24 protein-coding genes are annotated in these 26,461 nt (G+C 64.6%); 7 read left to right on the top strand and 17 right to left on the bottom strand.

The window, feature by feature from the left end; translation table 11 throughout:
* Positions 1-92: 92 nt before the first annotated feature.
* Complete coding sequence (gene adk / locus GEV38_RS06205; RefSeq protein WP_003259830.1) at positions 93-743, bottom strand: adenylate kinase; 651 nt, start codon at positions 741-743, stop codon at positions 93-95.
* A gap of 257 nt (positions 744-1,000) precedes the next feature.
* Positions 1,001-3,628 (bottom strand): phosphoenolpyruvate carboxylase, encoded by a 2,628-nt coding sequence (gene ppc, locus GEV38_RS06200; protein ID WP_054573218.1) that lies wholly within the window; start codon positions 3,626-3,628, stop codon positions 1,001-1,003.
* 200 nt (positions 3,629-3,828) lie between these two features.
* Between ppc and GEV38_RS06195 the strand changes: the two genes are divergently transcribed.
* From GEV38_RS06195 to GEV38_RS06185, 3 genes are all read left to right on the top strand, one after another.
* The gene (locus GEV38_RS06195) at positions 3,829-4,170 is read left to right on the top strand and encodes a pilin assembly protein (RefSeq protein ID WP_025337943.1); all 342 of its coding nucleotides are present in this window, start codon (positions 3,829-3,831) and stop codon (positions 4,168-4,170) included.
* A 259-nt stretch (positions 4,171-4,429) separates the two neighbouring features.
* Complete coding sequence (locus GEV38_RS06190) at positions 4,430-4,843, top strand: DUF4398 domain-containing protein (protein WP_003258911.1); 414 nt, start codon at positions 4,430-4,432, stop codon at positions 4,841-4,843.
* A gap of 50 nt (positions 4,844-4,893) precedes the next feature.
* Positions 4,894-5,685: an OmpA family protein gene (locus GEV38_RS06185; RefSeq protein ID WP_015269164.1), complete on the top strand. Its 792-nt coding sequence runs from the start codon at positions 4,894-4,896 to the stop codon at positions 5,683-5,685.
* A gap of 161 nt (positions 5,686-5,846) precedes the next feature.
* On the opposite strand, the gene GEV38_RS06180 is transcribed toward GEV38_RS06185, so the two are convergent.
* The 15 genes from GEV38_RS06180 to GEV38_RS06110 form a co-directional block, all read right to left on the bottom strand.
* Positions 5,847-6,173 carry a hypothetical protein gene (locus GEV38_RS06180; protein WP_013971221.1) on the bottom strand — a complete coding sequence of 109 codons (327 nt, stop codon included), beginning with the start codon at positions 6,171-6,173 and terminating at the stop codon, positions 5,847-5,849.
* The gene (locus GEV38_RS06175) at positions 6,170-7,093 is read right to left on the bottom strand and encodes an alpha/beta hydrolase (RefSeq protein ID WP_054573217.1); all 924 of its coding nucleotides are present in this window, start codon (positions 7,091-7,093) and stop codon (positions 6,170-6,172) included. Before GEV38_RS06175 ends, GEV38_RS06180 begins: the two co-directional genes overlap by 4 nt.
* Entirely contained in the window at positions 7,065-8,342 is a 1,278-nt protein-coding gene (locus GEV38_RS06170; RefSeq protein WP_054573216.1) for a flavohemoglobin expression-modulating QEGLA motif protein, read from the bottom strand. Before GEV38_RS06170 ends, GEV38_RS06175 begins: the two co-directional genes overlap by 29 nt.
* A gap of 178 nt (positions 8,343-8,520) precedes the next feature.
* Positions 8,521-9,069, bottom strand: coding sequence for a hypothetical protein (locus GEV38_RS06165; RefSeq protein WP_003258915.1), 549 nt, complete (start codon positions 9,067-9,069; stop codon positions 8,521-8,523).
* Positions 9,070-9,098: 29 nt separating this feature from the next.
* Complete coding sequence (locus GEV38_RS06160) at positions 9,099-9,803, bottom strand: TetR/AcrR family transcriptional regulator (RefSeq protein WP_015269162.1); 705 nt, start codon at positions 9,801-9,803, stop codon at positions 9,099-9,101.
* Positions 9,804-10,014: 211 nt separating this feature from the next.
* Positions 10,015-11,517, bottom strand: a complete 1,503-nt coding sequence (gene lysS / locus GEV38_RS06155) for a lysine--tRNA ligase (RefSeq protein ID WP_013971217.1) — start codon at positions 11,515-11,517, stop codon at positions 10,015-10,017.
* Positions 11,518-11,609: 92 nt separating this feature from the next.
* Positions 11,610-12,705 (bottom strand): peptide chain release factor 2 gene (prfB, locus tag GEV38_RS06150; protein ID WP_096009945.1). Its coding sequence is split into 2 segments (ribosomal slippage): positions 11,610-12,632 and positions 12,634-12,705, totalling 1,095 coding nucleotides; the frame shifts between segments, so codons are not numbered across the junction.
* Between the two features lie 111 nt (positions 12,706-12,816).
* Positions 12,817-13,821, bottom strand: a complete 1,005-nt coding sequence (gene wspR / locus GEV38_RS06145; protein ID WP_015269160.1) for a Wsp signal transduction system regulator diguanylate cyclase WspR — start codon at positions 13,819-13,821, stop codon at positions 12,817-12,819.
* Positions 13,822-13,872: 51 nt separating this feature from the next.
* Positions 13,873-14,886, bottom strand: a complete 1,014-nt coding sequence (wspF, locus tag GEV38_RS06140) for a Wsp signal transduction system protein-glutamate methylesterase WspF (protein ID WP_054573215.1) — start codon at positions 14,884-14,886, stop codon at positions 13,873-13,875.
* Positions 14,883-17,186, bottom strand: coding sequence for a hybrid sensor histidine kinase/response regulator (locus tag GEV38_RS06135; protein WP_054573214.1), 2,304 nt, complete (start codon positions 17,184-17,186; stop codon positions 14,883-14,885). The genes wspF and GEV38_RS06135 overlap by 4 nt, the downstream gene beginning before the upstream one ends.
* Entirely contained in the window at positions 17,183-17,845 is a 663-nt protein-coding gene (locus GEV38_RS06130; RefSeq protein ID WP_054573213.1) for a chemotaxis protein CheW, read from the bottom strand. Before GEV38_RS06130 ends, GEV38_RS06135 begins: the two co-directional genes overlap by 4 nt.
* Positions 17,842-19,116: a protein-glutamate O-methyltransferase CheR gene (locus GEV38_RS06125; RefSeq protein WP_015269157.1), complete on the bottom strand. Its 1,275-nt coding sequence runs from the start codon at positions 19,114-19,116 to the stop codon at positions 17,842-17,844. The genes GEV38_RS06130 and GEV38_RS06125 overlap by 4 nt, the downstream gene beginning before the upstream one ends.
* Positions 19,113-19,619 (bottom strand): chemotaxis protein CheW, encoded by a 507-nt coding sequence (locus tag GEV38_RS06120; protein WP_015269156.1) that lies wholly within the window; start codon positions 19,617-19,619, stop codon positions 19,113-19,115. Before GEV38_RS06120 ends, GEV38_RS06125 begins: the two co-directional genes overlap by 4 nt.
* 5 nt (positions 19,620-19,624) lie before the next feature.
* On the bottom strand, positions 19,625-21,247 hold the full coding sequence (locus GEV38_RS06115) for a methyl-accepting chemotaxis protein (protein WP_015269155.1): 1,623 nt from the start codon (positions 21,245-21,247) through the stop codon (positions 19,625-19,627).
* A gap of 256 nt (positions 21,248-21,503) precedes the next feature.
* On the bottom strand, positions 21,504-22,196 hold the full coding sequence (locus GEV38_RS06110; protein WP_015269154.1) for a tellurite resistance TerB family protein: 693 nt from the start codon (positions 22,194-22,196) through the stop codon (positions 21,504-21,506).
* A 218-nt stretch (positions 22,197-22,414) separates the two neighbouring features.
* Between GEV38_RS06110 and ydcS the strand changes: the two genes are divergently transcribed.
* The 4 genes from ydcS (at position 22,415) to GEV38_RS06090 (ending at position 26,461) form a co-directional block, all read left to right on the top strand.
* On the top strand, positions 22,415-23,566 hold the full coding sequence (ydcS, locus tag GEV38_RS06105; protein ID WP_039612798.1) for a putative ABC transporter substrate-binding protein YdcS: 1,152 nt from the start codon (positions 22,415-22,417) through the stop codon (positions 23,564-23,566).
* A 148-nt stretch (positions 23,567-23,714) separates the two neighbouring features.
* On the top strand, positions 23,715-24,752 hold the full coding sequence (locus GEV38_RS06100) for an ABC transporter ATP-binding protein (protein WP_015269152.1): 1,038 nt from the start codon (positions 23,715-23,717) through the stop codon (positions 24,750-24,752).
* A 1-nt stretch (position 24,753) separates the two neighbouring features.
* Complete coding sequence (locus GEV38_RS06095) at positions 24,754-25,665, top strand: ABC transporter permease (protein ID WP_015269151.1); 912 nt, start codon at positions 24,754-24,756, stop codon at positions 25,663-25,665.
* Entirely contained in the window at positions 25,655-26,461 is an 807-nt protein-coding gene (locus GEV38_RS06090; protein ID WP_015269150.1) for an ABC transporter permease, read from the top strand. The genes GEV38_RS06095 and GEV38_RS06090 overlap by 11 nt, the downstream gene beginning before the upstream one ends.

Here is a 26,461-nt window from a genome sequence, read left to right as displayed (position 1 = left end):
AGGCCGCTCCTACAGGGATCGCATGTGGCAACAGGGCCAAAAACGACAACGGCCCGCAAGCGGGCCGTTGTCGAGGTGCGTCAGGCGCTGGATCAGCTCAGGGCTGCCAGGACCTTGGCGGTGATGGCTTCGACCGAGCCGACGCCTTCGATGTGGCTGTACTTCGGCTTGCCGGCATTGGCCGCCGACAGCTTCTGGTAGAAGTCCACCAGCGGCTTGGTCTGGCTGTGGTAAACCGACAGGCGATGGCGAACGGTCTCTTCCTTGTCGTCATCACGCTGGATCAGGTCTTCACCAGTCTCGTCGTCCTTGCCTTCCACTTTCGGCGGGTTGTACTGAATGTGGTAGGTGCGGCCCGAAGCCAGGTGCACGCGGCGGCCAGCCATGCGGCCGACGATTTCCTCGTCGTCCACGGCGATTTCGACCACGGCGTCGATATCGACACCGGCAGCGACCATGGCTTCGGCTTGCGGGATGGTGCGTGGGAAGCCGTCGAACAGGCAGCCCTTGGCGCAATCAGGCTGGGCGATGCGCTCCTTGACCAGGCTGATGATCAACTCGTCGGAGACCAGCTGGCCGGCATCCATGACTTTCTTCAGTTCCAGGCCCAGCGGGGTACCGGCCTTGACGGCGGCACGCAGCATGTCACCGGTGGAGATCTGGGGGATACCGAACTTTTCGGTGATGAACTTTGCCTGAGTACCTTTACCGGCCCCGGGAGCTCCCAGCAGAATTACGCGCATCTCGTGCTCCTCAAATTTTGTTATGAAATTCAATGGATTCGGCGACCAGGGCCAAGTCCGGAAAATCGGGTATGACCATAAATCGGTCAGAAGGCTGCTCAAGATACACAGCGCCCGGCAGCCAGACAAGCGTCCCAAAGTTGCAGGATTGCGCCACCTACGGCTGGCCTGGCAGGCGGTTGCGCCCGGCGCAACCACCCTCTTCGCCCACTTGCATCCCCCGCACGGCACCTGCCCTGTGCGCCCCGGGCCTACCCTCAGCCGGTGTTGCGCAGGCCGGCTGCAATACCCGCCACAGTCACCAGCAAGGCCTGCTCCAACGGGCTGTCCAGAGCGGCTTCGCGGCTGCGCGAGCGGGCCAGCAACTCGGCCTGCAGGCGGTGCAACGGGTCCAGGTAGGTATTGCGCAGGCTGATGAATTCCAGCGTCTCGGGGCTGTGCGCCAGTAGCACCGGCTGCCCGGTAAGGCCCAGTACCACCTGGCACGACTGCGACAATAGGTCGCGCAGGTGCGCACCCAAAGGCAGCAGGTGCGGTTGCACTAGACGTTCGTCGTAGGCCTCGGCGATCTGCGCATCGGCCTTGGCCAGCACCATCTCGAGCATGTCGATGCGGGTGCGGAAGAACGGCCATTGCTCGCGCATCTGCGCCAGCAGTTCACCCTGGCCACGGGCCAGGGCATTGTTCAATGCCGTTTCCCAACCAAGCCAGGCTGGCAGCATCAGGCGGGTCTGGGTCCAGCCGAAGATCCACGGGATGGCCCGCAGGCTTTCGATGCCACCGGCGCGGCGCTTGGCCGGTCGGCTGCCCAGCGGCAGGCGCCCCAGTTCCTGCTCCGGGGTCGACTGGCGGAAGTACTCGACAAAATCGGGGTTCTCCCGCACCACGCCGCGGTAGGCCTTGACGCCATCGGCGGCAAGCTGGTCCATCACCTCGCGCCAGGCCGGCTGCGGTGGTGGCGGTGGCAACAAGGTGGCTTCCAGCACCGCAGCCAGGTACAGGTTCAGGTTCTGCTCGGCGATACCCGGCAAGCCGAACTTGAAGCGGATCATCTCGCCCTGCTCGGTGGTGCGGAAGCGCCCCGCCACCGAACCCGGTGGCTGCGACAGGATCGCCGCGTGGGCCGGGCCACCGCCGCGGCCCACCGTGCCGCCACGGCCGTGGAACAGCAGCAATTCGACCTGGTGCTCGGCGCAGATGCGCACCAGGTTTTCCTGGGCCCGGTACTGCGCCCAGGCTGCTGCCGTGGTACCAGCGTCCTTGGCCGAGTCGGAATAGCCGATCATCACTTCCTGCGGGCCGCGCAGGTTCGCTCGGTAGCCTGGCAGGCCAAGCAGGCGTTGCATCACCGGGCCAGCATTGTCGAGGTCGGCCAGGGTCTCGAACAGCGGCACCACGCGCATGGGCCGCGTCAGGCCGGCCTCCTTCAACAGCAGCTGCACCGCCAGCACATCCGAGGCGGCACCGGCCATGGAGATCACGTAAGAGCCCAGCGATGCGGCTGGCGCGGCGGCAATTTCCCGGCAGGTGGCAAGCACCTCGGCGGTTTCGGCCTGCGGCTTGAAATGCGCGGGCAGCAGTGGCCGGCGGTTTTTCAGCTCGGCCTGTAGGAACTCAATGCGCTGCTCTTCATCCCAGTCGGCATAACGCCCCAAGCCCAGGTAGTCGGTAATCTCGCTCAACGCATCACGGTGGCGAGCGGCGTCCTGGCGCACGTCCAGGCGGCCCAGGAACAGGCCAAAGGTCACGGCGCGGCGCAGGCAGTCGAGCAACGGGCCTTCGGCGATCACACCCATGCCGCAGGCGTGCAGGGACTGGTAGCACAGCTCCAGCGGCGCGATCAGGTCGCGGTTGTCCACCAGCACCTCGGCGCTGGCCGGCTGGCTGCTGGTCAATGCCGAATGCGCCCACGCGCGCGTTGCTCGCAGGCGATCGCGCAGTTGCTTGAGCAGGGAGCGGTAGGGTTCGGGACTGTCGCCGACCTGCTCACGCAGCGCATCGTCGGCCTGCTGCATGGACAACTCGGAAGCCAGCGCATCGATGTCGCGCAGGAACAGGTCGGCAGCCATCCAGCGCGCCAGCAGCAGGACTTCGCGGGTGACCGCTGCGGTCACGTTGGGGTTGCCATCACGGTCACCGCCCATCCACGAGGCGAAGCGGATCGGCGCCGCCTCCAGCGGCAAGCGCAGGCCGGTAGCCTCCAGCAGGGCCTTGTCGACCTTGCGCAAGTGGCTGGGGATGGCGTGCCACAGCGAATGCTCGATTACCGCAAAGCCCCACTTGGCTTCGTCCACCGGCGTCGGTCGGGTACGGCGGATTTCTTCGGTGTGCCAGGCCTCGGCGATCAGCCGGCGCAAGCGCTCGCGCACCTGCTGGCGTTCCCCCGGGGTCAGGTCGCGGTAGTCCTGGGCAGCCAGTTGGCCGGCGATGGCGTCGTACTTCTGGATCAGGGTGCGGCGAGCCACTTCGGTGGGGTGCGCAGTGAGCACCAGCTGGATGTCGAGCTTGGCCAATTGCCGGGCCAGGGCATCATTGCTGTGCCCGGCCTGCTTCAGGCGCGCCAGCAGCTCGGGCAGCACCCGGGCCTCGAACGGCTCGGGCTGGTCGGCGTCGCGGCGGCGGATCAACTGGTACTGCTCGGCCATGTTGGCCAGGTTGAGGAACTGGTTGAAGGCCCTGGCCACGGGCAGCAAGTCTTCATCGGCCAGGTCCGCCAGGGTCGAGCTCAGTTGCTCGCCGGCGCTACGGCGGTCGGCCTTGGCACTGTGACGGATGTCCTCGATCTTCTGCAGGAACGCCTCGCCATGCTGCAGGCGAATGGTATCGCCAAGCAGTTCACCCAACACATGGACATCTTCACGCAAACGCACATCGATATCGGTCATTGGCCCTCTCTCCGGCGCGGCTCTGGCGCATTGCATCCCTTTTTCAGCCTTTACGCGATCCCCTGTGGGAGCGCGGTATTCGCTCCAAGAGTGCCCACAGCCAGGCGCCGATGGCAAGCCGTGATCGGCCAAAGCAAACTAAAGTGAAAGCACGACACTCCCATGCATTGCAGCCCTTTCAGGCGTCAACAGAGGTCAGCATGAAAATCCGTGAACTCGCCCAGCACTGGGAACAGAATGCCGCCGGTACCCTCAGCCCCACGGGCCATGTCCTGCATCTGGACCTTGAGTCCGAAGCGCGCCTGGCCGCGCTGATCGACATGTACCCCAAGCGCACCGCCGAGGAACTGCTCGGAGAGCTGGTCGCGGCAGCCCTCGAGGAACTGGAGGCCAGCTTCCCCTATGTGCAAGGCCGCCAGGTCATTGCCACCGACGAGGAAGGCGACCCGCTGTACGAGGACATCGGCCCTACTCCGCGCTTTCTGTCACTGTCGCGACAGCATCTGCACGCCCTGAGCAACCCTGGGGCCGATAGCGAATAGCTAATGGGTAGGACGTGGGGTTTGCAGCGCCTGTGAGATCAAGCGCCGCGGGGGCGGCGCTCGATCTCCCAGACGCCACAAACCCCAGACAGGATCAAATTTTTCTGAACTATCCGAAAAATGCGTCAGTCACAGCCGATAGCCATCACGCTAAAACCCTGCACACCTGCCGTTGTGCACCGTTGAGCTGAAGCGCGCGCACGTGTCAGGGAACGAGCGATGGACTGCTACGGACAATGTCGTAAACAGGAGTGATCCAATGGAACTGACCACCAAGAACACCCGCATCTACAAACCCTCATCCACTCATGTGCGCGGGTTCAAGCTGGCAGCGCTGGCCTTGGGCAGCAGCCTGGTCCTGGCTGGCTGTGCCGGCAACCCGCCCACCGAGCAGTATGCAGTCACCCAGTCCGCCGTGAACTCCGCCGTCAGCGCTGGCGGCACCGAGTTCGCCGCCGTTGAAATGAAAGCGGCACAGGACAAGTTCAAGCAGGCCGAGATCGCCATGCATGACAAGAAGTACGACGACGCCAGGCGCCTGGCCGAACAGGCCGAGTGGGACGCCCGCCTCGCCGAACGCAAGGCCCAGGCGGCCAAGGCCCAGAAGGCCGTGCAGGATGCCCGCCAGGGCGTTCAGGACGTACGTGAGGAAGGCCTGCGCAGCGCTCAGTGAGCCCTGCCCTGCCCACCTCGGTCTTCGCACACGATCAAAGGATGAACACTATGCGCAACTACGTCATGATTCCCGCCCTGCTGGCCCTGAGCGTCGGCCTTGCCGCCTGCTCGCACGACCCTAACGCCAACCTCGAATCGGCCCGCACCAACTTCTCCTCGCTGCAGAGCGACCCGCAATCGAGCAAGGTTGCGGCGCTGGAGACCAAGGACGCCCAGGACTGGCTGAACAAGGCCGACAAGGCCTACATGGACCGTGAAGACGAGAAGAAGGTCGACCAATTGGCCTACCTGACCAACCAGCGCGTCGAAGTGGCCAAGCAGACCATCGCCCTGCGCACTGCCGAAAGCGAACTGAAGAACGCTTCGGCCCAGCGCGCCCAGGCCAAGCTTGACGCACGCGACGCACAGATCGCCAAGCTGCAGGACAGCCTCAACGCCAAGCAGACCGACCGCGGCACGCTGGTCACCTTCGGAGACGTGCTGTTCGACTTCAACAAGGCCGAACTCAAGAGCAACGCCTACCCGAACGTCACCAAGCTGGCGCAATTCCTCCAGGAAAACCCGGAACGCAAGGTGATCGTCGAGGGTTACACCGACAGCGTCGGCTCGGCCAACTACAACCAGGGCCTGTCGGAGCGCCGCGCCAACAGTGTACGCATGGCACTGGTACGTGCTGGCGTCGACCCAGCGCGCATCGTCGCCCAGGGCTATGGCAAGGAGTACCCGGTAGCGGACAACTCGAGCAATTCGGGGCGTGCGCAGAACCGCCGGGTGGAGGTGACCATCTCCAACGACAACCAGCCGGTGGCACCTCGCTCTGTGAGCCAGGTACAGCAGTAAGGCTGGCTAGCTGAACTGACAAGCCCCGCGATCGAAGCGGGGCTTTCTTTTGCCTGTGCTGGCCCTTTCGCGGCTGAAGCTGCTCCCACAGGGACTGGCGCGGTCCCTGTAGGAGCGGCTTCAGCCGCGAAAGGGCCAGCACAGGCAGCAGAGATAATGGCTCACTGCACCTGCTGCGGCGTTTCCTCGCCCATGCAACGCACAGCGCGCTTGCGGTTGTCCACCAGCACCCCTGTCAGGCCTTTCTGCTGGGTATCGAACAGCACCAACACGCCGTCGACGCACTGGGCCATTTGTGGTGCCGGGTCCAGCGAGACCTTGTAGTCCTCGCCGGGGATGGTCTTGAGCATGGTGAAGTCCTGCAGCAACAGGGCATCTTCGGGCTTGGCGAAATGCAGGTAACCGTAGTACCACAAGGCCCCCACCGTCACGATGATGCTGCCGACACCGGTCAGGATCAGCGGGATGGCGTTGCGTTCTTCACTCATTGCTTGTTCTTCTCGTCAGGGTAATTGGGCACTTCGGCCAGCCGCCGCAGGCCGTTGAAATGGCTGGGGTCGTCAAGAAAACGCAGCATGACCTGGCGCCAGGTCGGGTCGGCGAAGGTCTGCACGTGGCCACCACGGGTCAGTTGCAGCACCCGCGGCGCTGGCGCGTGCTGGTACAGGCGGATGCCGTTGTCCATCGGCACCAGGGTATCGTCGATGCTGTGGAAGAACAGCTTGGGCGGGCTGCTCAGCTGTTCGATCGAGCGGATCGCGCTGTCGCCGTCCGGCACCAGCCACGACAGCGGCACCTGCAGCGGCCAGGTCATCCACGAGGTGCTGAGGGCAAAGCGCCCGACCGCACGGTAACTGGCCGGCACACCATCGAACACCAGGGCGTTGAAACGCTGGCGCTGCTCCGGATGGGCCGCCAGGTAGTGAATGGCCATGGCCCCGCCAAGGCTCTGCCCCAGCAGCACCAGCGGCTTGCCCTTGACCTCGGGCGCCTGCTCCAGCCAGGCCATGGCCGCGGCGATGTCCTGGTACACTTCGGGCAGGCTCGGCTCGCCCTGGGACAGGCCATAGCCGCGGTAATCGATCATCAACACCTGGTAGCCCTGCTCCGGCAGCCAGTAGCTGCCGCCCAGGTGCCCAGGCAGGTTGCCGCCATTGCCATGCAGGTGCAGCACCGTGCCCTTGACCTCGACCCCGGCCTTGGCCGGCAACCACCAGCCGTGCAGGCGGATGCCATCAGCAGTGATCAAGGTGACATCGCGGTACTCGAGCCTGGCCCGCTCGGGCGTGAACGGCTGGCCGCGCTCGGGATAGAACAGCAGGCTGCTGCAACCGCCCAGGCCCAGCAGGATCAAACCCAGGGCCAGCAGGCGGCAGCACTCAGAGAATGTTCGCGTAATCGGCTTCAATACGGTCCAGGCTCAGGTGGTTGAGGAAGTTGGAGAAGCACATCCAGGCCGACAGCGCATTGAGGTCGCGGAACTGCTCGGGCAGGTACTTGGGCGGCTCGACCAGGCCTTCCTCGACCAGCTGTCGCAGGGTACGCATGTCTTCCAGGGTGGTCTTGCCACAGAACAGCAACGGGATCTGTTCGAGCTTGCCCTTCTTCACGGCCAACTGAATGTAGTTGTAAACCATGATGAAGCCTTTGAGGTAGGACAAGTCCTTGGTAAATGGCAGGCCATTGGGCACCGACCCGCGGAACACCCGGCTGGCGTTGCTGTAGCTCTGCGTCATCTCGAACCCCTGCTCGCGGAAGAAGTTGTAGATCTGCATGAAATCGGCACCCTCCTCGACCATGTGGATGGCGCGGGTGCGGTTGGTGAGCTTGCGCAGGCGGCTGGGGTAGGAGGCGAAGGCGATCACCTCCATGAGGATGGCCAGGCCTTCCTGAGTCACCGTCGACGAGGGCGGGCCCTTGGCCAGGAAGGTACAGATCGGCTGGTTCAGGCCGTTGAGCGTGGTGCCGACATGCACCAGCCCTTCGTGCACCTCCAGGGCACGCACGTCACGGGAGTTGAACATGGCGTCGGCACGCACCTTGATGTAGTCGGCCCCGGCCGCGGCATCGGCGACGATACCGTCGGACTCGAACACACGGATGGTCTCTTCGGCCTCGCCAAACACCTTGTTCAGCCGGTGCTGGAGGATTTCCACGGCCTCCTTGGCGGTGAGGTTCTTCGGTTCGTCCTTGAGGTCGCCACGGCCATCGATGTTGTTCAGGTAGTCCGACAGCATCAGGCCGAGGTCGGCCAAGGTCGGATCACCAGCGTGGAAGGCATCCGAGGCAGCGCCGTACAGTTCCTGGGAGATCAGCCCGAAATCCTCGGTGCCACGCGCTTCGAGCATGCGCACCACCATGCGGTATTCGCGGCACATGCGCTTCATGATCTGCCCGACCGGGTTGAACTGGCCGAGCTGGCGAATGATGTCGCGCTCGATGCCCTGAAACTCGGCCTTGACCGCGCTGGAATCGAACGCCAGCGGGCGCGACTGGTAGTAGGCACGGTCGACAGCCGGCGGCTCCTTGCCCTTGGCCTTGAGGAAACCCTGGCGGATGTTGTCGTCCCACTTCACCGCGTCCAGAACCCGGATCGGGGTCTGTGCCGCGACGATGCGGTCGGACAGGGCGCGGATGGTTTGCTGGTATTCGTCCACCGGGGACTCCTTATTGGAACAAAGTGCCAAGCCTTGCTTTGCCTGTACCGGCCTCGGTTCCTGCAGGAGCAGCCTTGTGCTGCGAAGAGGCCATTAGCGGCAACTGAAATGGTTTGCCCTACTGGCCTCTTCGCAGCACAAGGCTGTTCCTACAGGGGACCTGGGCCGGCACAGGTAATTACTTGCCGGAGCGCTGGAACCGCGCCACTTCAACGAACAGGTCGGAGTTGGCCGGGTCGTCCAGGTACGCCAGCACCCGCGCCGACGGGCTGTCGATCAGCACGCCGTCGCCGTTGTCTTCCGGCACTTCGGTGCTGCGCCCGGTCAGCTCCTTCTTGTCCACCGCCTGCTGCACCTGCTCGACATCCAGGTTGTAGACCACCAGTTCCTTGCCATCGACGATATCGAAACCGCCGATCAGGAAATTGCCACCCAGGCGCTTCGGCACGCCAGCCGACAGGTACCAGCGGTTGCCGTGGCGCGACACGGTGAACACGTATTCCTCAGGGGCCTTGCCTTTGGCCGTGGCCACCGCCTTGTAGGCATCACCGCCGCTACGGCTGATCACCAACTTCAGCGGCTCGCCCCAGGCGTCCTTGCTGCTCCACTTGCCGAGCAGGGCCTTGGGCGCCGCCTGGTTGCTAGGCAAGGGCTCGTGGAAGGTCACCAGACAACCGCCCAGCAGCAGGAATGACAGAGTCAACAACACCACACGCCAGGCTTTCATCAGGTTCTCCTTGAAAAGTCAGTCTCGGCTCAGGCCGATGCAAGCACCAGCTGCAGGTATCGGCTAAGCATAGCGAGCATCTGCCCATCGGCTTGCGCGTTCGCATCCTTGAGCAGGCCCTGATATTCCATCTGCTCGATAATCGCCGTCAACATTTGGGCGTCCTGTTCCGGTTGTTGCGAGCCCACCACCTGCAGCAATTGGCGGGTGCCATGCAACAGGATCTGTTCATGGGCGCACACCAGTTGAGCCAGGCGCGGGCACAGTAGCGCCTCCTGGCGGAAGGCCTGCTCGGCCATCAGAAAATCACGGCGGTTCAGCAACTGTCGCTGCACGTAGTCGGCAGTCATGCGTGCTACCTCGTCAGCCAACCGCGCCCGCGCCTGCGGGCTGCCGTCACCCTGGGCCAGCAACTGGCGCAACACCACCTCGGTATTGGCCCACAGCTTGGCCATATAGGCGGCGCTGCGTTCGACGTACTGGGCAAAGGTATCGGTGAGCAGGTCCTCGATATCCTTGAAGTAGTAGGTGGTGGCCGACAATGGCACACCGGCCTCGGCGGCGACGGCGCGATGGCGCACACCGCGTACGCCATCGCGCACGACAATGCGCATGGCGGCGTCGAGGATCAATTGGCGACGCTGCTCGCTGCCCTGGCGGGCAGTCTTGCGGCCTTGGTATTGCACGCTTTCGGCGACGGCGGTGGCGATGCCGGCGGCGCCCTGGTGAGGCATTGCGGGTGTCACAGGGGGTACCTCATGGTTCAAGTCATCTGCAGCCTGTACCGGCCCTATCGCCGGCAAGCCAGCTCCCACAGGTACTGCACAAGTCCTGAAGATTGTGGGAACCCTGTGGGAGCTGGCTTGCCGGCGATAGGGCCGGTACTGACAACATAAAGCTTCAGGCAAGAAAAAGCCGCCTCGAAAGGCGGCTCATTCAATTCACTCAGGCCTGCGGACGCATGTGCGGGAACAGGATCACGTCGCGGATCGACGGCGAGTTGGTCAACAGCATCACCAGGCGGTCGATACCGATACCTTCACCTGCAGTCGGCGGCATGCCGTACTCCAGTGCGCGAACGAAGTCGGCGTCGTAGTGCATGGCTTCGTCGTCACCGGCGTCCTTCTCGGCCACCTGGGCCAGGAAGCGCTCGGCCTGGTCTTCGGCATCGTTGAGCTCGGAGTAGGCGTTGGCGATCTCGCGGCCACCGATGAACAGTTCGAAACGGTCGGTAACAGCCGGGTTGTCGTCGTTGCGACGGGCCAGCGGCGATACTTCGAACGGGTACTCGGTGATGAAGTGCGGCTGCTCCAGCTTGTGCTCGACCAGCTCTTCGAAAATCATCACCTGCAGCTTGCCCAGGCCCTCGTGGCCCAGCACCTTGGCACCGGCCTTTTTGGCGATGTCGCGGGCGCGGTCGACGTCCTGCAGGTCGGCAGCGGTCAGCTCCGGGTTGTACTTGAGGATCGAGTCGAATACCGACAGGCGGGCGAACGGCTCGCCGAAGTGGAACACCTTGTCGCCGTACGGCACGTCGGTAGTGCCCAGTACCAGCTGCGCCAGCTCGCGGAACAGTTCCTCGGTGAGGTCCATGTTGTCGCGGTAGTCGGCGTAGGCCTGGTAGAACTCGAGCATGGTGAATTCAGGGTTGTGACGAGTCGAAACGCCTTCGTTACGGAAGTTGCGGTTGATCTCGAATACCTTCTCGAAGCCACCAACCACCAGGCGCTTGAGGTACAGCTCCGGCGCGATACGCAGGAACATGGCCATGTCCAGGGCGTTGTGGTGGGTTTCGAACGGCTTGGCTGCGGCACCGCCCGGGATGGTTTGCAGCATCGGCGTCTCGACTTCGAGGAAGTCGCGCTCGATGAGGAACTTGCGGATGTGCGAGATCACCTGCGAACGCACACGGAAGGTGTGGCGGGTTTCTTCATTGACCATCAGGTCGACGTAACGCTGGCGGTAGCGCTGCTCGGTGTCGGTCAGGCCGTGGTGCTTGTCGGGCAGCGGGCGCAGCGACTTGGTCAGCAGGCGCACGTTGGTCATTTCGACGTACAGGTCGCCCTTGCCGGAACGGGCCAGGGTACCTTCGGCGCTGATGATGTCGCCCAGGTCCCAGGTCTTGACCGCAGCCAGGGTCTCTTCCGGCAGGGTCTTGCGGTTGACGTAGACCTGGATACGGCCGGTCATGTCCTGAATGACCATGAACGAGCCGCGGTTGAGCATGATGCGGCCGGCAACCTTGACCGGAATCGCTGCAGCTTCCAGTTCTTCCTTGGTCTTGTCCGCATACTGCTTCTGCAGGTCGTTGCAGTAGCTGTCGCGACGGAAGTCATTGGGGAAGGCATTGCCCTTGGCGCGCTCGGCGGCAAGCTTTTCCTTGCGCAGGGCGATCAGGGCGTTTTCTTCCTGTTGCAGGTCTTGCGCTTCGGTCTTGAGGTCGCTCATTTCGTCATTCTTTCCATCAGGTGTTCGGTGCCCCTTTCGGGCAGGGCACGCGGTACCGGCCCAGGCCAGGTACCGCGGCGGTTGTGTGCGATTTACAGCCCTTGCTTGAGGCTCGCTTCCAGGTACTGGTCGAGGTCGCCGTCCAATACCTTCTGGCAGTCGCTGCGCTCGACACCGGTACGCAGGTCCTTGATACGCGAGTCATCCAGCACGTAGGAGCGGATCTGGTGGCCCCAGCCGATGTCCGACTTGCTGTCTTCCAGCGCCTGCGAGGCGGCGTTGCGCTTCTGCATTTCCAGCTCGTACAACTTGGCCCGCAGCATTTTCATGGCGGTGTCCTTGTTGGCGTGCTGGGAGCGTTCGTTCTGGCAGGCCACCACGGTGTTGGTCGGTACGTGGGTAATACGCACCGCCGAGTCGGTGGTGTTCACGTGCTGACCACCGGCACCGGAGGAACGATAGGTGTCGATACGCAGGTCGGCCGGGTTGATCTCGATCTCGACCTTGTCGTCGATCTCGGGCGACACGAACACCGCCGAGAACGAGGTGTGGCGACGGGCACCGGAGTCGAACGGGCTCTTGCGCACCAGGCGGTGCACGCCGATCTCGGTGCGCAGCCAGCCGAAGGCGTACTCGCCCTTGATATGCACGGTGGCGCCCTTGATGCCGGCGACTTCACCTTCGGAAAGCTCGATGATGGTGGCATCGAAACCACGCTTGTCGGCCCAGCGCAGGTACATGCGCAGCAGGATGTTGGCCCAGTCCTGCGCCTCGGTACCGCCGGAGCCGGCCTGGATGTCCAGGTAGGCGTTGTTCATGTCCATCTCGCCGCTGAACATGCGACGGAACTCAAGCAGGGCCAGGGACTCTTCCAGGGCTTGCAGCTCGGTCTCGACGTCGCTTACGGCGCCTTCATCCTCTTCCTCGACGGCCATGTCGAGCAGGTCCTTGCAGTCGGACAGGCCATTGGACAGTTTGTCCAGGGTCTCGACGACCTGCGCCAGCATGGCACGCTCGCGGCCCAGGGCCTGGGCGTACTCGGGCTTGTTCCAGACGTTGGGGTCTTCCAGCTCGCGGTTGACTTCGATCAGGCGGTCATGCTTGTGATCGTAGTCAAAGATACCCCCGAATGGACTGGGAACGCTCGGTGAGGTCCTTGATGGTGTTCAGGATCGGTTGGATTTCCATGGGCTGGCTACTCGCACGAATTCGGTGAAAAGCCTGCGAGTATAACCGAGTCCGCCGCAGGGCGGCAGACCCGCCGGGCGCCGAATGGCTGCAATTACCGTGCAGGCCCTGTCAGGCGATGCCAACCTGGTTGCGCCCGCCATTCTTGGCCTGGTACAGGCCTTTGTCCGCAGCCGAGATCAGTTGCCGGCTATGGCTGCCGATGGACGGAGTCTGGGTAGCCAGGCCAATGCTCACGGTCAGATACGAGTCGGGCACCGGCGCGGTGTGCGGGATGCCCAGGCCGAGCACGGTCTGGCGCAGCTTCTCGGCCATCAGGCGTGCCCCACCCGGCGAAGTGTTGGGCAATACCAGGACGAATTCCTCGCCACCATAGCGCGCCGGCAGGTCGGTCGGCCGCGAGCACGAGCCGCGGATCGCTTCGGCCACCTGGCGCAAGGCCTCGTCACCGGCCAGGTGGCCAAAGCTGTCGTTGTAGGCCTTGAAGTAGTCCACGTCGATCATCAGCAGCGACAACTGCTGCTGCTCACGCATGGCCCGGCGCCATTCCAGTTCCAGGTACTCGTCGAAGTGGCGGCGGTTGGACAACCCGGTCAGGCCATCGGAGTTCATCAGCCGCTGCAGCATCAGGTTGGTATCGAGCAGTTGCTGCTGGCTGACACGCAAAGCGCGGTAGGCCTCGTCGCGCTGCAACAGGGTAAGGTAGGAACGCGAGTGATAGCGGATGCGCGCCACCAGCTCGATGGTGTCCGGCAGCTTGACCAGGTAATCGTTGGCCCCGGCAGCAAAGGCTGCGCTCTTGACCAGCGGGTCTTCCTTGGTCGACAGGACGATGATCGGAATGTCCTGGGTCGCCGGGTTGTTGCGGTATTCACGCACCAGGGTCAGCCCGTCCAGGCCAGGCATGATCAGGTCCTGCAGGATCACCGTGGGCTTGATGCGCACGGCCTGGGCCACCGCCTGGTGCGGGTCGGCGCAGAAGTGGAAGTCGATGTTCTCTTCATGGGCCAGGCCACGCCGCACCGCCTCGCCGATCATGGCCTGGTCGTCGACCAGCAGCACCATCGCCGAGTTCTCGTTGGGGGTCGTGAAACCTTCGATCGGTAAATCATTCATACCTGTTCACCCGATCACTGCCGGCCTGGCGGCGTGATTCAATACACTTCGTCATTTTGCGAAAAATTCCATCAAGCGCCCGGCTATGCGTTCCAGCGGGCGGATTTCCACTGCGGCATCGATGGCCGCAGCGGCCTTGGGCATCCCGTACACCGCACTGCTGGCCTGGTCCTGGGCAATGGTCAGGAAACCCTGCTGGCGCATCAGCTTCAGGCCCTGGGCACCATCGCGACCCATGCCGGTAAGCAACACACCCACCGCATCGCCGGTCCAATAGCGCGCCACACTCTCGAAGAACACATCGATCGAGGGCCGGTAAATTTCATTGACAGGTTCGGCAGTGTAGGCCAGTTGGCCGTTCTGTAGCAGGCGGATGTGGTGATTGGTGCCGGCCAGCAATACCTGCCCCGGCTGTGGTGGCTCGCCCTCACGGGCCAGGCGCACCGGCAAGCCGGCGGCGCTGCTGAGCCATTCTGCCATGCCCGCGGCAAATACCTGATCCACATGCTGGACCAGCACGATGGCCGCCGGAAACGCCGCCGGCAGGCCCTTGAGCAGTACTTCGAGGGCCGCCGGGCCGCCAGCGGACGAACCGATCGCAACCAGCCCGCGGTGTTGTGACGCCGCCCGCACGGGTGCGGCGACCGGTCGTGCGGCCGGTGCGCGCTGCTGACCAATCAACCAGCTTATGTTGAGGATCTTGCGCAGCAGTGGCGCTGCCGCTTCACGCGGATCGCCCGCCCCCAGCGCCGGCGTGTCGACCACGTCGAGGGCGCCGTGGCCCATGGCCTCGAATACCCGGTGCACGTTCTGCTTGCGATCGACCGTGACGATGACGATGGCGCAAGGGGTTTCGGCCATGATCCGCCGGGTGGCCTCGACGCCATCCATGACCGGCATGATCAGGTCCATGAGGATCAGGTCTGGCTGCTGCTCGGTGCAGCGCTGCACCGCCTCGGCGCCATTACTGGCCACCCACACCACCTGATGCGCCGGTTCGAGGGCAATCGCCCGGCGCAGCGCCTCGACGGCCATGGGCATGTCGTTGACGATGGCGATCTTCATCCCTGAGCACCTCCGATCAGCTCAACCACAGCATCCAGCAACGCATCGTCATGGAAACTGGCCTTTGCCAAATAGTAGTCGGCGCCGGCATCCAGGCCCCGCCGTCGGTCTTCCTCACGGTCCTTGTAGGACACCACCATCACCGGCAGCGATTGCAGGCGCTGGTCGCGGCGTACCAGGGTGACCAGCTCGATGCCGTCCATGCGCGGCATGTCGATATCAGTGATCAGCAGGTCGAAGTCCTCGCCACGCAAGGCGTTCCAGCCGTCCATGCCATCCACCGCAACGGCCACGTCGTAGCCACGGTTGCCGAGCAGCTTGCGCTGCAGTTCACGCACGGTCAGCGAATCATCGACCACCAGAATGCGCTGGCGCGCCACGCCACGGGTGCCGCTGCTGCCGCGGTCGATGCGTTCCAGGCTGCCGGTGCTGAGCAGCTTCTCCACCGAACGCAGCAGGTCCTCCACATCGACGATCAGCACCACCGAGCCATCGTCGAGCAGGGCGCCGGAAGAGATGTCCTGCACCTTGCCCAGCCGTGGGTCGAGCGGCATCACCACCAGCACCCGCTCGCCCACCAGTCGCTCCACGGCTACCCCGTACAACTGCTCGCGCTCGCGGATCACCACCACGCGCAGGTTGCTCTCCTGCGTTTGCCCGGCCGGGCGATTGAGCAGTTGGCTGGCCGCGACCAGGCCTATGTGCCGGCCTTCGTGCCAGAAATGCTGGCGCCCCTCGATCTGCACGATCTCTTCGGCACTTACTTCGAGCGTGCGTTCGATATGAGCGAGCGGGAAGGCATAGGCCTCGCCACCCACCTCGACCACCAGGCTGCGCACAACCGACAAGGTCAGTGGCACCTGCAAATGGAAACGGCAGCCCTGCCCGGCCAGCTGGGTCAGCTCTATCGAACCGCGCAGCTCCCGGATCATGTGCTGCACCGCATCCAGGCCGACACCGCGCCCGGACACCTCGGTGACTTTGTCGCGCAGGCTGAAACCGGGCAGGAACAGGAATGTCAGCAACTCTTCCTCGCTCATGCGCGCCACCGTGTCAGCGGGCGACAGGGCGCGCTCGACAATGCTGCTGCGCAGGCGTTCGAGGTCGATGCCGGCACCGTCGTCGATCAGTTCAAGGCTGAGCATACCGGCCTGGTGCGAGGCCCGCAGGCGGATCACGCCCTCCTCCGCCTTGCCCGCCAGCAGGCGCCGCTCGGGCAGCTCGATGCCGTGGTCGACCGCGTTGCGCAACAGGTGGGTCAACGGTGCCTCGAGCTTTTCCAGCACATCACGGTCGACCTGGGTCTTTTCCCCTTCCACCAACAGCCGCACCGGCTTGCCCAGCGAACGACCAAGGTCGCGCACCATGCGGCTCTGGCCGGTCAGCACATCGGCAAACGGCCGCATCCGGCAGGCCAGCGCGGTGTCGTAGAGCAGTTGTGCGCGCTGGCTGGCCTGCCAGCCGAACTCGTCCAGGTCGGCAGCCTGCTGCTGCAGGATCTGCTGGGTTTCCGCCAGCAGGCGCTGGGTCTGTGCCAGGGCTTCGAGCACCTCGCTGCTCTGGCCACTGTCCTCCAGTTGCAAGCGCAGGCCATCAAGCGCCTGCATGCCCTGGCCGTGCATGCGCTTGAGGCGCTGCAGGGTGGCCAGGTAAGGCTTGAGCCGCTGGGTTTCCACCAGCGACTTGCTGGACAGGTCGAGCAGGCTGTTGAGGCGGTCGGCGGTGACCCGCAGCACCCGCTCCGTACCTTCGCCGGTGCGCTTGCCGGCCTTGCGACGCGGGGCCAGCTCGGGCTCGGGCTCAGGCTCCAAGGGTTCGACGGGCAGCGGCAAAGGTTCGGCTTGCACGGTTTGCGCCGGCGCTTCCGGCAGCGCTGGCACGGCTGGCGGCGCGGGGGGCAAGGCTGCCGCCCCCGGGTCGAGCAGGTTGGCCATTTGCGCAAGGAACACCGGCAGGGTCGCCTGCGCCCCGGCATCGCCAGGCGTGGCGATGCGCATCAACAGGTCGGTGCCCTGCAACAGGGCATCGATATGCTCGGCGCTCAGCCGCAGGCGACCCTCCTGGGCGGCCACCAGGCAGTCCTCCATGACATGGGCGACGCTGACGCCAGCGTCCACTCCGACGATCCGCGCCGCGCCCTTCAGCGAGTGGGCCGCGCGCATGCAAGCCTCAAGCTGGTCGGCCTGCGTGGGATTACGCTCCAGCGCCATCAGGCCGGCACTGAGCACCTGGGTCTGCGCCTCGGCCTCCAGGCTGAACAGTTCGAGCAACGATGCGTCGCGCATTTGCTCTGGGGTCATGACAGGCTCCGCCGCACGGCAGACAGTAAATGTTGATCGTCCAGCACCCGCACGCTGCGGCCACGCCATTGCAGGACCGCTGCGGTGAAGTGGGAGGCGTCCTGCCCGCTGTTCAGCAGCAGCGGGTCGAGCCGGTGAATGCCGTCGATTTCCTCGACCGCCATCACCACCGGCCCGCCCTCCGCGGCCAGGATCAGCATGCGTGGCATCGCCCGGCCGCCACGTTGCTCGGCAGCGCTGGCCTGCACACCCAGCAAGTCAGCCAGTGACAGGCACGGCACCAGCGCACCACGTACGTTGGCCACCCCCTGCAGCACCCGCGAGCGCTGGTGCGGCAGCGAATGCACCGCCTGCAGCGGGGCAATTTCGGCCAGGCAGGCGGTGGGCAGCGCCAGCCATTCTTCGCCAAGGCGGAACAGCAGCATGGAGCGGCCAGTGTTTTCCTCCACCGGCGCAGCCACGGCGGCCTGGTGGTCCTGCATAAGTGCGTAGCGGTCGAGCAGGCGTGTGGCCGCTGCGGCATATACCTCGCAGTTGCGACAGTGAACATGACGCTCCAGCAATGGGCACTGCTTGTCGCCGTGCACGCCAATGCGGTTCCAGCAGTCATCGACGTGCGTGTCAGCCTCGGCGAGCAATTGCATCGCGGATTCCTTCATCGTTCAGACTCCCGGCCAACCCGCGCGGCGCGCTCCTGCAGGCGCCGGGCACCGGCCAGGTCACCCTGGGCTGCCAGCAAGGCAGCCAGGTGTACCAGCGCCTCGGAGTGCTGCGGTTCCAGGTACAGGGCTTTGCGATAGTGGGTCAGAGCCTGCTGCGCATCGCCTTCGGTGTCGCTGAGCAGCCCCAGCCAGTAGTAAACCTGCGCCGAAGGCGCGAACTGGCCCAGGTAGCGCTGGCATTCGGCACGGGCCTGCTCGCTGGCACCGGCGTTGGCAAGCCGGGCAATGCTGGCCAGCAACTCAGTTGCATCCTCACGTTTGTGCTCGCGCGCCGGTGCTGGCTTGGCGGCAAAGGGGAGCACCCGCAATGGGCGCGGCAACGCTGCGCTCGGTAACGGAGAGCCTGGCTTGGCAGGTGCTGGCGACGTGCGACGCAAGGGCTGGACCGGGGGCGTAGCCAGCGCAGCGCTACCGCCCTCCTGGCGCACGTAGGCGAACGACTGGGCAATCCCCAGCGGGCGCATGCCCAACCGCGCCAGCAAGCTGCCTTCGGCGGGGCCGATGAACAGTACGCCCTGTGGATGCAGCAAGCGCTTGAGCACTTCGAACACCCGTTGCTGGGTCGGCACGTCGAAATAGATCAGCAGGTTGCGGCAGAACACGAAGTCGTACAGGCCATCGCGGCTGGCCAGGGCCGGGTCGAGTACGTTGCCCACCTGCAGGCTGACTTGGTCACGCACCCGCTCATGCAGGAGGTGGCCTTCGTCGAGCGCATCGAAGTAACGCTCGCGAAAGCCCAGGTTACTGCCACGGAAGGCATTGCGCCCGTACACGGCCTGCCCGGCCTTGGCCACGGAACTGGGGCTGATGTCCATGCCGTCGATCATGAACGCCCCCGGCGCGATACCGGCATCGAGCAAGGCCATGGCCAACGAATAGGGCTCCTCGCCGGTCGAGCAAGGCAGGCTGAGCAAGCGCAGCGGGCGCGCCCCGGCCAGCTCGGCCAGGCGCTTGTGCGCCAGGCTGGCCAAGGCGGTGAAGGATTCGGGGTAACGGAAGAACCAGGTTTCCGGAACGATGACCGCTTCGATCAACGCCTGTTGCTCATCCGTCGACTGCTGCAGGTGCAGCCAGTAATCATCCAGGTCCGCGGCGTCCACGGCCACGCAACGCTGGCGCAGCGCACGCTCGACCATGGGCGCGCCCACCGACTCCACGTCCAGGCCTATGCGCTCGCGCAAGTAGCGGAAGAAATGCTGTTCGTTCATGTCGGCATCCCTGTCGGATCACCCGCATACAGCAACTCGTGCACGGCATCGGGGAGCAGGTCGTTGACTTCGATGCGCTGCAACAAGCCCTGCTCATCCTGACGCACCGGGCCCAGGTACGGGGCCTCGCCGCTGTCCACGCCATACGGCTGGAACTCGTCGGGGTGGCAACGCAGGGTTTCGGTGGCCTGCTCCAGTATCAGACCAAGCTGTAGGCCGACTCGGTAGTGCACCAGAACCAGGCGGGTACTGGTGCGCTGCGCTGCCGGTTGGCCGAAGCTCAATGCCGCCAGGTCGACCACTGGTACCAACAGGCCTCGGTGCGCAAGGATGCCTGCGACCCAGGCAGGTGCCTTGGCGATCGGTTTCAGCGGCTGACGCGGCAGCACCTCGATCACCTCGTGCACGCTCAGGGCAAAGCGTTGCTCCCGAATGCGAAACTGCAGGTACAACGCCCCCTTGGCGTTGCCCGTCCGCGCGGCCCGCGATTGCAAGTCGTTCATCGCGGTCAGACTTTGAAGCGCGACACGCCGCCACGCAGGCCCGCGGCCACCTGGCTCAGCTCATCGATGGCGAAACTGGCCTGGCGCAGCGACTCGACTGTCTGGGTGCTGGCATCGCTGAGCTGGGCCAGCGCCTGGTTGATCTGCTCGGCACCGGTGGCCTGGGCCTGCATGCCTTCGTTGACCATCAGCACGCGCGGCGCCAGGGCCTGCACCTGGTGGATGATCTGGCTGAGCTGTTCGCCCACCTGCTGCACCTCGAACATGCCGCGGCGCACTTCTTCGGAAAACTTGTCCATGCCCATGACCCCGGCCGACACCGCCGACTGGATCTCGCGCACCATCTGCTCGATGTCGTAGGTGGCAACGGCGGTCTGGTCGGCCAGGCGGCGCACTTCGGTGGCCACCACGGCAAAGCCCCGGCCGTACTCGCCGGCCTTTTCCGCTTCGATGGCAGCGTTGAGCGACAGCAGGTTGGTCTGGTCGGCAACCTTGACAATGGTCACCACCATCTGGGTGATGTTGCTGGCCTTTTCGTTGAGGATGCCCAGCTTGGCGTTGACCAGGTCGGCGGCACCCATCACCTGGTGCATGGTTTCTTCCATGCGTGCCAGGCCCTGTTGGCCGGAGCCGGCCAGGCTGGAGGCCTGGTCGGCGGCCGAGGTAACTTCGGTCATGGTGCGCACCAGGTCACGCGAAGTGGCGGCGATTTCCCGCGAGGTGGCGCCGATTTCGGTGGTGGTGGCGGCCGTTTCGGTGGCGGTGGCCTGCTGTTGCTTGGAGGTTGCGGCAATTTCGGTCACCGAGGTGGTCACCTGCACCGACGAACGCTGGGCCTGGGCCACCAGGTTGGCCAGGGCCTCGGCCATTTCGTTGAAGCCGCTTTCGATCGCGCCGAACTCGTCCTTGCGGTCCAGGCTCAGGCGCATGCTCAGGTCGCCGGAGCGCAGTTTGTCGAGGGCATGAACAATGCGCTGCATGGGCGCGGTGATGGCGCGCATCAGCAACAGGCCGCAGATACCGGCGGCGATGATCGCCAGCAGCAGCGAAACCATCATGCTGCCCTTGGCGGTGCTCACGGCGCCGACGATCTCGTTGGTGTCGGTGTCGGCGGCGGCCCGGTTGTGCTCGATCACTTCGTTCAGAAGCTTGCGGCCTTCTACCCAGGCCGGGGTCAGCACATCGGTGATCAACCGCTGGGCTTCGGCATAGTCGTGCTTTCGATAGGCTTCCAGCACCTGCTCGATGATCTTGAGGTAGGCAACCTCCATCTGGATGAAGGCGTCGAACCGCGCCTGGTCGTCATCATCCTGAATGGTGCCCTGGTAGCTGGCCATGTGCTCTTTCAGGCGGTCCTGGAAGCTCTTGAACAGTTCCGCATCGGCCGAGGTGAATTCACGCTGGTTGGACAGGCCTACCAACTGCTGGCTAGCCACGTAACCGTCGACCCAGGCACTGCGGATCATCGAGCTGTAGTAGAGGCCGGGAATGCTGTCGGTCCCCACTGCCTGTTCGGCGGATGCGATGGTCACCAACCGCGAGTAGGCGGCCACGATCATCAGCAGCATGATGGCGATGATCACGGCGAAACTTGCCAGGATCCGTTGGCGCAAGGTCCAGTTCTTCACATTCAGCCCTCAGGAATTCACAACGAGCGGGAAAAATCGCCGAAGTATAGCCCAGGCGCCCAGTGCTCATGCGGCTGAAATGTGGGGTGACCAGGTAACCTTGCCGACAGACCGGTCATTTGTGCCCAACGCCATTGGGGCCGCTGTGCGGCCCATCGCCGGCAAGCCAGGCTCCCACCTCGACCGCATGACCTCAGGTCATGTGTGATCCCTGTGGGACCCGGCTTGCCGGCGATGGGCTGCAACGCAGCCCCCATCACTGGCCGGCGGCAAGCCTTGCCTGGCTTTCCAGCTCCTGGCGCAGGGCCGGGTCCAGGCGCAGCTGGCGGGCCAGTTCGTCCAGGTAGGCGCGCTCCATGAAGTTTTCCTGGTCGACCATCATCACGCTGGCCAGGTACATCTCGGCGGCCATTTCCGGCGTTTGCGCGGCACGGGCCACTTCGGCCGGGTCCAGCGGCTTGTTCAGCTCGGCATGCAGCCAGTGCTGCAACTCGCGGTCGTTGTCCAGGCGGGTGAATTCACCCTCGATCAGCGCACGCTCGCGTTCATCGATATGGCCATCTGACTTAGCCGCCGCCACCAGCGCCCGCAGCACCGCCTGGCTGTGCAGTTCGGCCTGGGCCGGCGGCAGGCGGTCGACGGTCTGCGGCTCGGCGGCGGCCACCTGCTGGCGCGCCTGCCAGTTGCCGTAGGCCTTGTAGGCCAGCACACCGAGCGCGGCCAGGCCGCCATAGGTAAGGGCCTTGCCGCCATACTTGCGGGCCTTCTTGTTGCCCAGCAGCAAGCCCATGGCGCCCGCCGCCAGGGCGCCGCCACCGGCACCGGAAAGCAGGCTGCCAAGGCCGCCGGCACTGGCGCCTGGCTTGCCAGAGCTGCCCTTGCCGGCCTGGCTGGCGAGCAAGTCCTGGCCGGACTTGAGCAACTGGTCGAGCAATCCCCGGGTGTTCATCAAACGGTCTCCACGTTGGCCAAGGGAGCCGTCAGGTTAAGCCCTGCCCGCCCGATCGCCATGGGGGGATTTGCTTCCGGATGTTGCATTGGCTGGCAAAAAGCCAACTAGACTCGATATCGCCAATACCGCGCGTAAACCGCACTACGCCTATAACGCTCGCTTCACGGCTTGCTTGATGACTGCCCCGACCAAAATCTCCAAGAAGAGGGAACACCATGTCAGTGCACAAGACCGCATTGCTCGGCGCAACCGCCTGCGCCGTGCTGGCCAGCGCCAGCCTGCAGGCTGCCGAACCGCCCAAGGCCCTGGGGCCCGGCGAGGGCCGCCTGGACATCGTCGCCTGGCCCGGCTACATCGAGCGCGGTGAAAGCGACAAGGCCTACGACTGGGTGACCGGCTTCGAGAAGGAAACCGGCTGCAAGGTCAGCGTCAAGACCGCCGCCACCTCGGACGAGATGGTCAGCCTGATGACCAAGGGCGGCTATGACCTGGTCACCGCCTCGGGCGATGCCTCGCTGCGGCTGATCGCGGGCAAGCGGGTACAGCCGATCAACACCGACTTGATCCCCAACTGGAAGAACATCGACCCACGGCTGCAGAACGGTGGCTGGTACGTGGTCGACAAGCGGGTCTACGGCACCCCGTACCAATGGGGCCCGAACGTGCTGCTGTACAACACCGACGTGTTCAAACAGGCGCCCACCACCTGGGGTGTGCTGTTCGAGCCGCAGAACCTGCCCGACGGCAAGCCGAACAAGGGCCGCGTGCAGGCCTACGATGGGCCGATCTACATCGCCGATGCGGCGTTGTACCTGAAGACGGCCAAACCGGAGCTGGGCATCCAGGACCCGTACGAGCTGAGCGAAGCGCAGTACAAGGCCGTGCTGGAACTGCTGCGCCAGCAGCAACCGCTGATCCACCGCTACTGGCATGACGCCACGGTGCAGATGAGCGACGTGAAAAACGAAGGCGTGGTTGCCTCCAGCTCCTGGGGCTACATGGTCAACGGCCTGAAGGCCGAGAAGCAGCCCGTGGCCTCGACCATTCCCAAAGAAGGCGCGACCGGCTGGGCCGACACCACCATGCTGCACAGCGAGGCCAAGCACCCCAACTGTGCCTACAAATGGATGGACTGGTCGCTGCAGCCGAAAGTACAAGGTGACGTGGCGGCCTGGTTCGGTTCGTTGCCGGCGGTGCCGGCGGCCTGCACCGGCAACGAGCTGCTGGGGGCCGAGGGCTGCAAGACCAACGGTTTCGACAACTTCGACAAGATCGCCTTCTGGAAAACCCCGCAGGCCCAGGGCGGCAAGTTCGTGCCGTATAGCCGCTGGACCCAGGATTACATTGCGATCATGGGCGGGCGCTGAGGGTTTCTTCACCTGTACCGGCCCTATCGCCGGCAAGCCGGCTCCCACAGGGCCCGCATAGGCCTTGAAGCCTGCACAGTACCTGTGGGAGCTGGCTTGCCGGCGATAGGGCCGGCACTGGCAATACAAGAACAACCGAGTACCGCCTATGCCCCTAGCCGTCCAGTTCACCCAGGTTTCCCGCACCTTCGGCGAGGTCAAGGCCGTCGACCAGGTCAGCATCGACATCATCGATGGCGAATTCTTCTCCATGCTCGGCCCCTCTGGCTCGGGCAAGACCACCTGCCTGCGCCTGATCGCAGGCTTCGAGCAACCCACCAGCGGTTCGATCCGCATCCACGGTGTCGAAGCTGCGGGCGTACCGCCCTACCAGCGCGACGTCAACACCGTATTCCAGGACTACGCCCTGTTCCCGCACATGAACGTACTGGACAACATCGCCTACGGCCTGAAGGTAAAAGGCGTGGCCAAGGCCGAACGCCACAGCCGCGCCGAAGAAGCCCTGGCGATGGTGGCCCTGGCCGGCTATGGCGCGCGAAAGCCGGCGCAGTTGTCCGGTGGCCAGCGCCAGCGCGTGGCCCTGGCCCGCGCGCTGGTCAATCGGCCACGGGTACTGCTGCTGGACGAGCCGCTTGGCGCGCTGGACCTGAAGTTGCGCGAACAGATGCAGGGCGAGCTGAAAAAGCTGCAACGCCAGTTGGGTATCACCTTCATCTTCGTCACCCACGATCAGACTGAGGCGCTGTCGATGTCCGATCGCGTCGCAGTATTCAACCGCGGCCGTATCGAGCAGGTCGACACCCCGCGCAACCTGTACATGCAGCCGGCCACCACCTTCGTCGCCGAATTCGTCGGCACCTCCAACGTTGTGCGCGGCGAACTGGCCACGTTGCTCAATGGCAGCCCGGCGCCCTTCTCCATCCGCCCCGAACACATCCGCCTCGGCGACCCGGCCACAGCCAGCCAGCACGTCCAGGTCAGCGGCCTGCTGCGCGATATCCAGTACCAGGGCAGTGCCACCCGCTACGAGCTGCAGCTGGACGGCGGCCAGCTGCTGGCGGTGAGCCAGGCCAACGACCGCTGGCAGGCGCAGGCACAGGCACAGGCATGGCAAACAGGGCAACGGGTACAGGCGCACTGGCCCCGTGAAGCCATGACAGTGCTGCAGGAAACGGAGGGCCGCTGACATGAGCACGCTGCGCGGCCTGTCCAACCTGCTGTACCGGCGCCCCAACCTGTACCTGGCCCTGCTGCTGATCCCACCGCTGACCTGGTTCGGCGCGATCTACCTGGGCTCGCTGCTGAACCTGCTGTGGCAAGGCTTCTATACCTTCGACGACTTCACCATGGCGGTGACCCCGGACCTGACCCTGGGCAATTTCGCCGCGCTGTTCAACCCGTCGAACTTCGACATCATCCTGCGCACCCTGGGAATGGCGCTGGCGGTGTCGCTGGCCAGCGCGGTGCTGGCCTTCCCCATCGCCTACTACATGGCGCGCTACACCAGCGGCAAGACCAAGGCATTTTTCTACATCGCAGTGATGATGCCGATGTGGGCCAGCTACATCGTCAAGACCTACGCCTGGACCCTGCTGCTGGCCAAGGGCGGCGTGGCCCAGTGGTTCGCCCAGCAACTGCACCTGGATGCCCTGCTGCAAATGGTGCTGACGGTGCCGGGCGTGGGCGGCAGCACGCTGTCGACTTCGCACCTGGGGCGCTTCATGGTGTTCGTGTACATCTGGCTGCCGTTCATGATCCTGCCGATCCAGGCCTCGCTGGAACGCTTGCCGCCGTCGCTGCTGCAAGCCTCGGCAGACCTGGGCGCCAGGCCCGGCCAAACCTTCGTGCAGGTGATCCTGCCGCTGTCGATCCCGGGCATCGCCGCCGGCTCGATCTTCACCTTCTCGCTGACCCTGGGCGACTTCATCGTGCCGCAGCTGATCGGCCCGCCCGGCTATTTCATCGGCAGCATGGTCTATGCCCAGCAAGGGGCGATCGGCAACATGCCGATGGCCGCCGCGTTCACCCTGGTGCCGATCGTGCTGATCGCGGTGTACCTGTCCATCGTCAAGCGACTGGGGGCCTTCGATGCACTCTGAAAAAGCCTCGACCGGGCTGCGCCTGGCGGCCTGGGGCGGATTGCTGTTCCTGCACTTCCCGATCCTGATCATCTTCCTGTACGCCTTCAACACCGAAGACGCGGCATTCAGCTTCCCGCCCAAGGGCTTAACCCTGAAGTGGTTCGCCGTGGCCTTTGCCCGGCCCGATGTGCTGGAAGCGATAAAGCTGTCGCTGCAGGTGGCCTGCCTGGCCACGCTGATCGCCCTGGTGCTCGGCACGCTGGCCTCGGCGGCGCTGTACAGGCGCAGCTTTTTCGGCAAGGAGAGCATTTCGCTGATGCTGATATTGCCTATTGCCCTGCCTGGCATCATTACCGGCATCGCCCTGCTCTCGGCGTTCAAGAGCCTGGGGATCGAGCCCGGCGTGTTCACCATCGTGGTCGGCCACGCCACGTTCTGCGTGGTGATCGTCTACAACAACGTGATCGCCCGCCTGCGGCGCACTTCGCAGAGCCTGATCGAAGCTTCGATGGACCTCGGTGCCGACGGTTGGCAAACCTTCCGCTACATCATCCTGCCCAACCTCGGTTCGGCGCTGCTGGCCGGTGGCATGCTGGCCTTTGCCCTGTCGTTCGACGAAATCATCGTCACCACCTTCACTGCCGGCCACGAACGCACCCTGCCGATCTGGCTGCTCAACCAGCTCAGCCGCCCGCGCGACGTGCCGGTGACCAACGTGGTCGCCATGCTGGTGATGCTGGTGACCATGCTGCCGATACTTGGCGCCTATTACCTGACCCGTGGCGGCGAAAGCGTCGCGGGCAGCGGCAAATGA

Origin of the sequence: Pseudomonas sp. 13159349, from assembly GCF_013305685.1 — a bacterium.
Classification (GTDB): domain Bacteria; phylum Pseudomonadota; class Gammaproteobacteria; order Pseudomonadales; family Pseudomonadaceae; genus Aquipseudomonas; species Aquipseudomonas asiatica.
The sequence above is the reverse complement of the archived record's forward strand: the minus strand, read 5'-3'. Positions and strand labels throughout refer to the sequence as shown.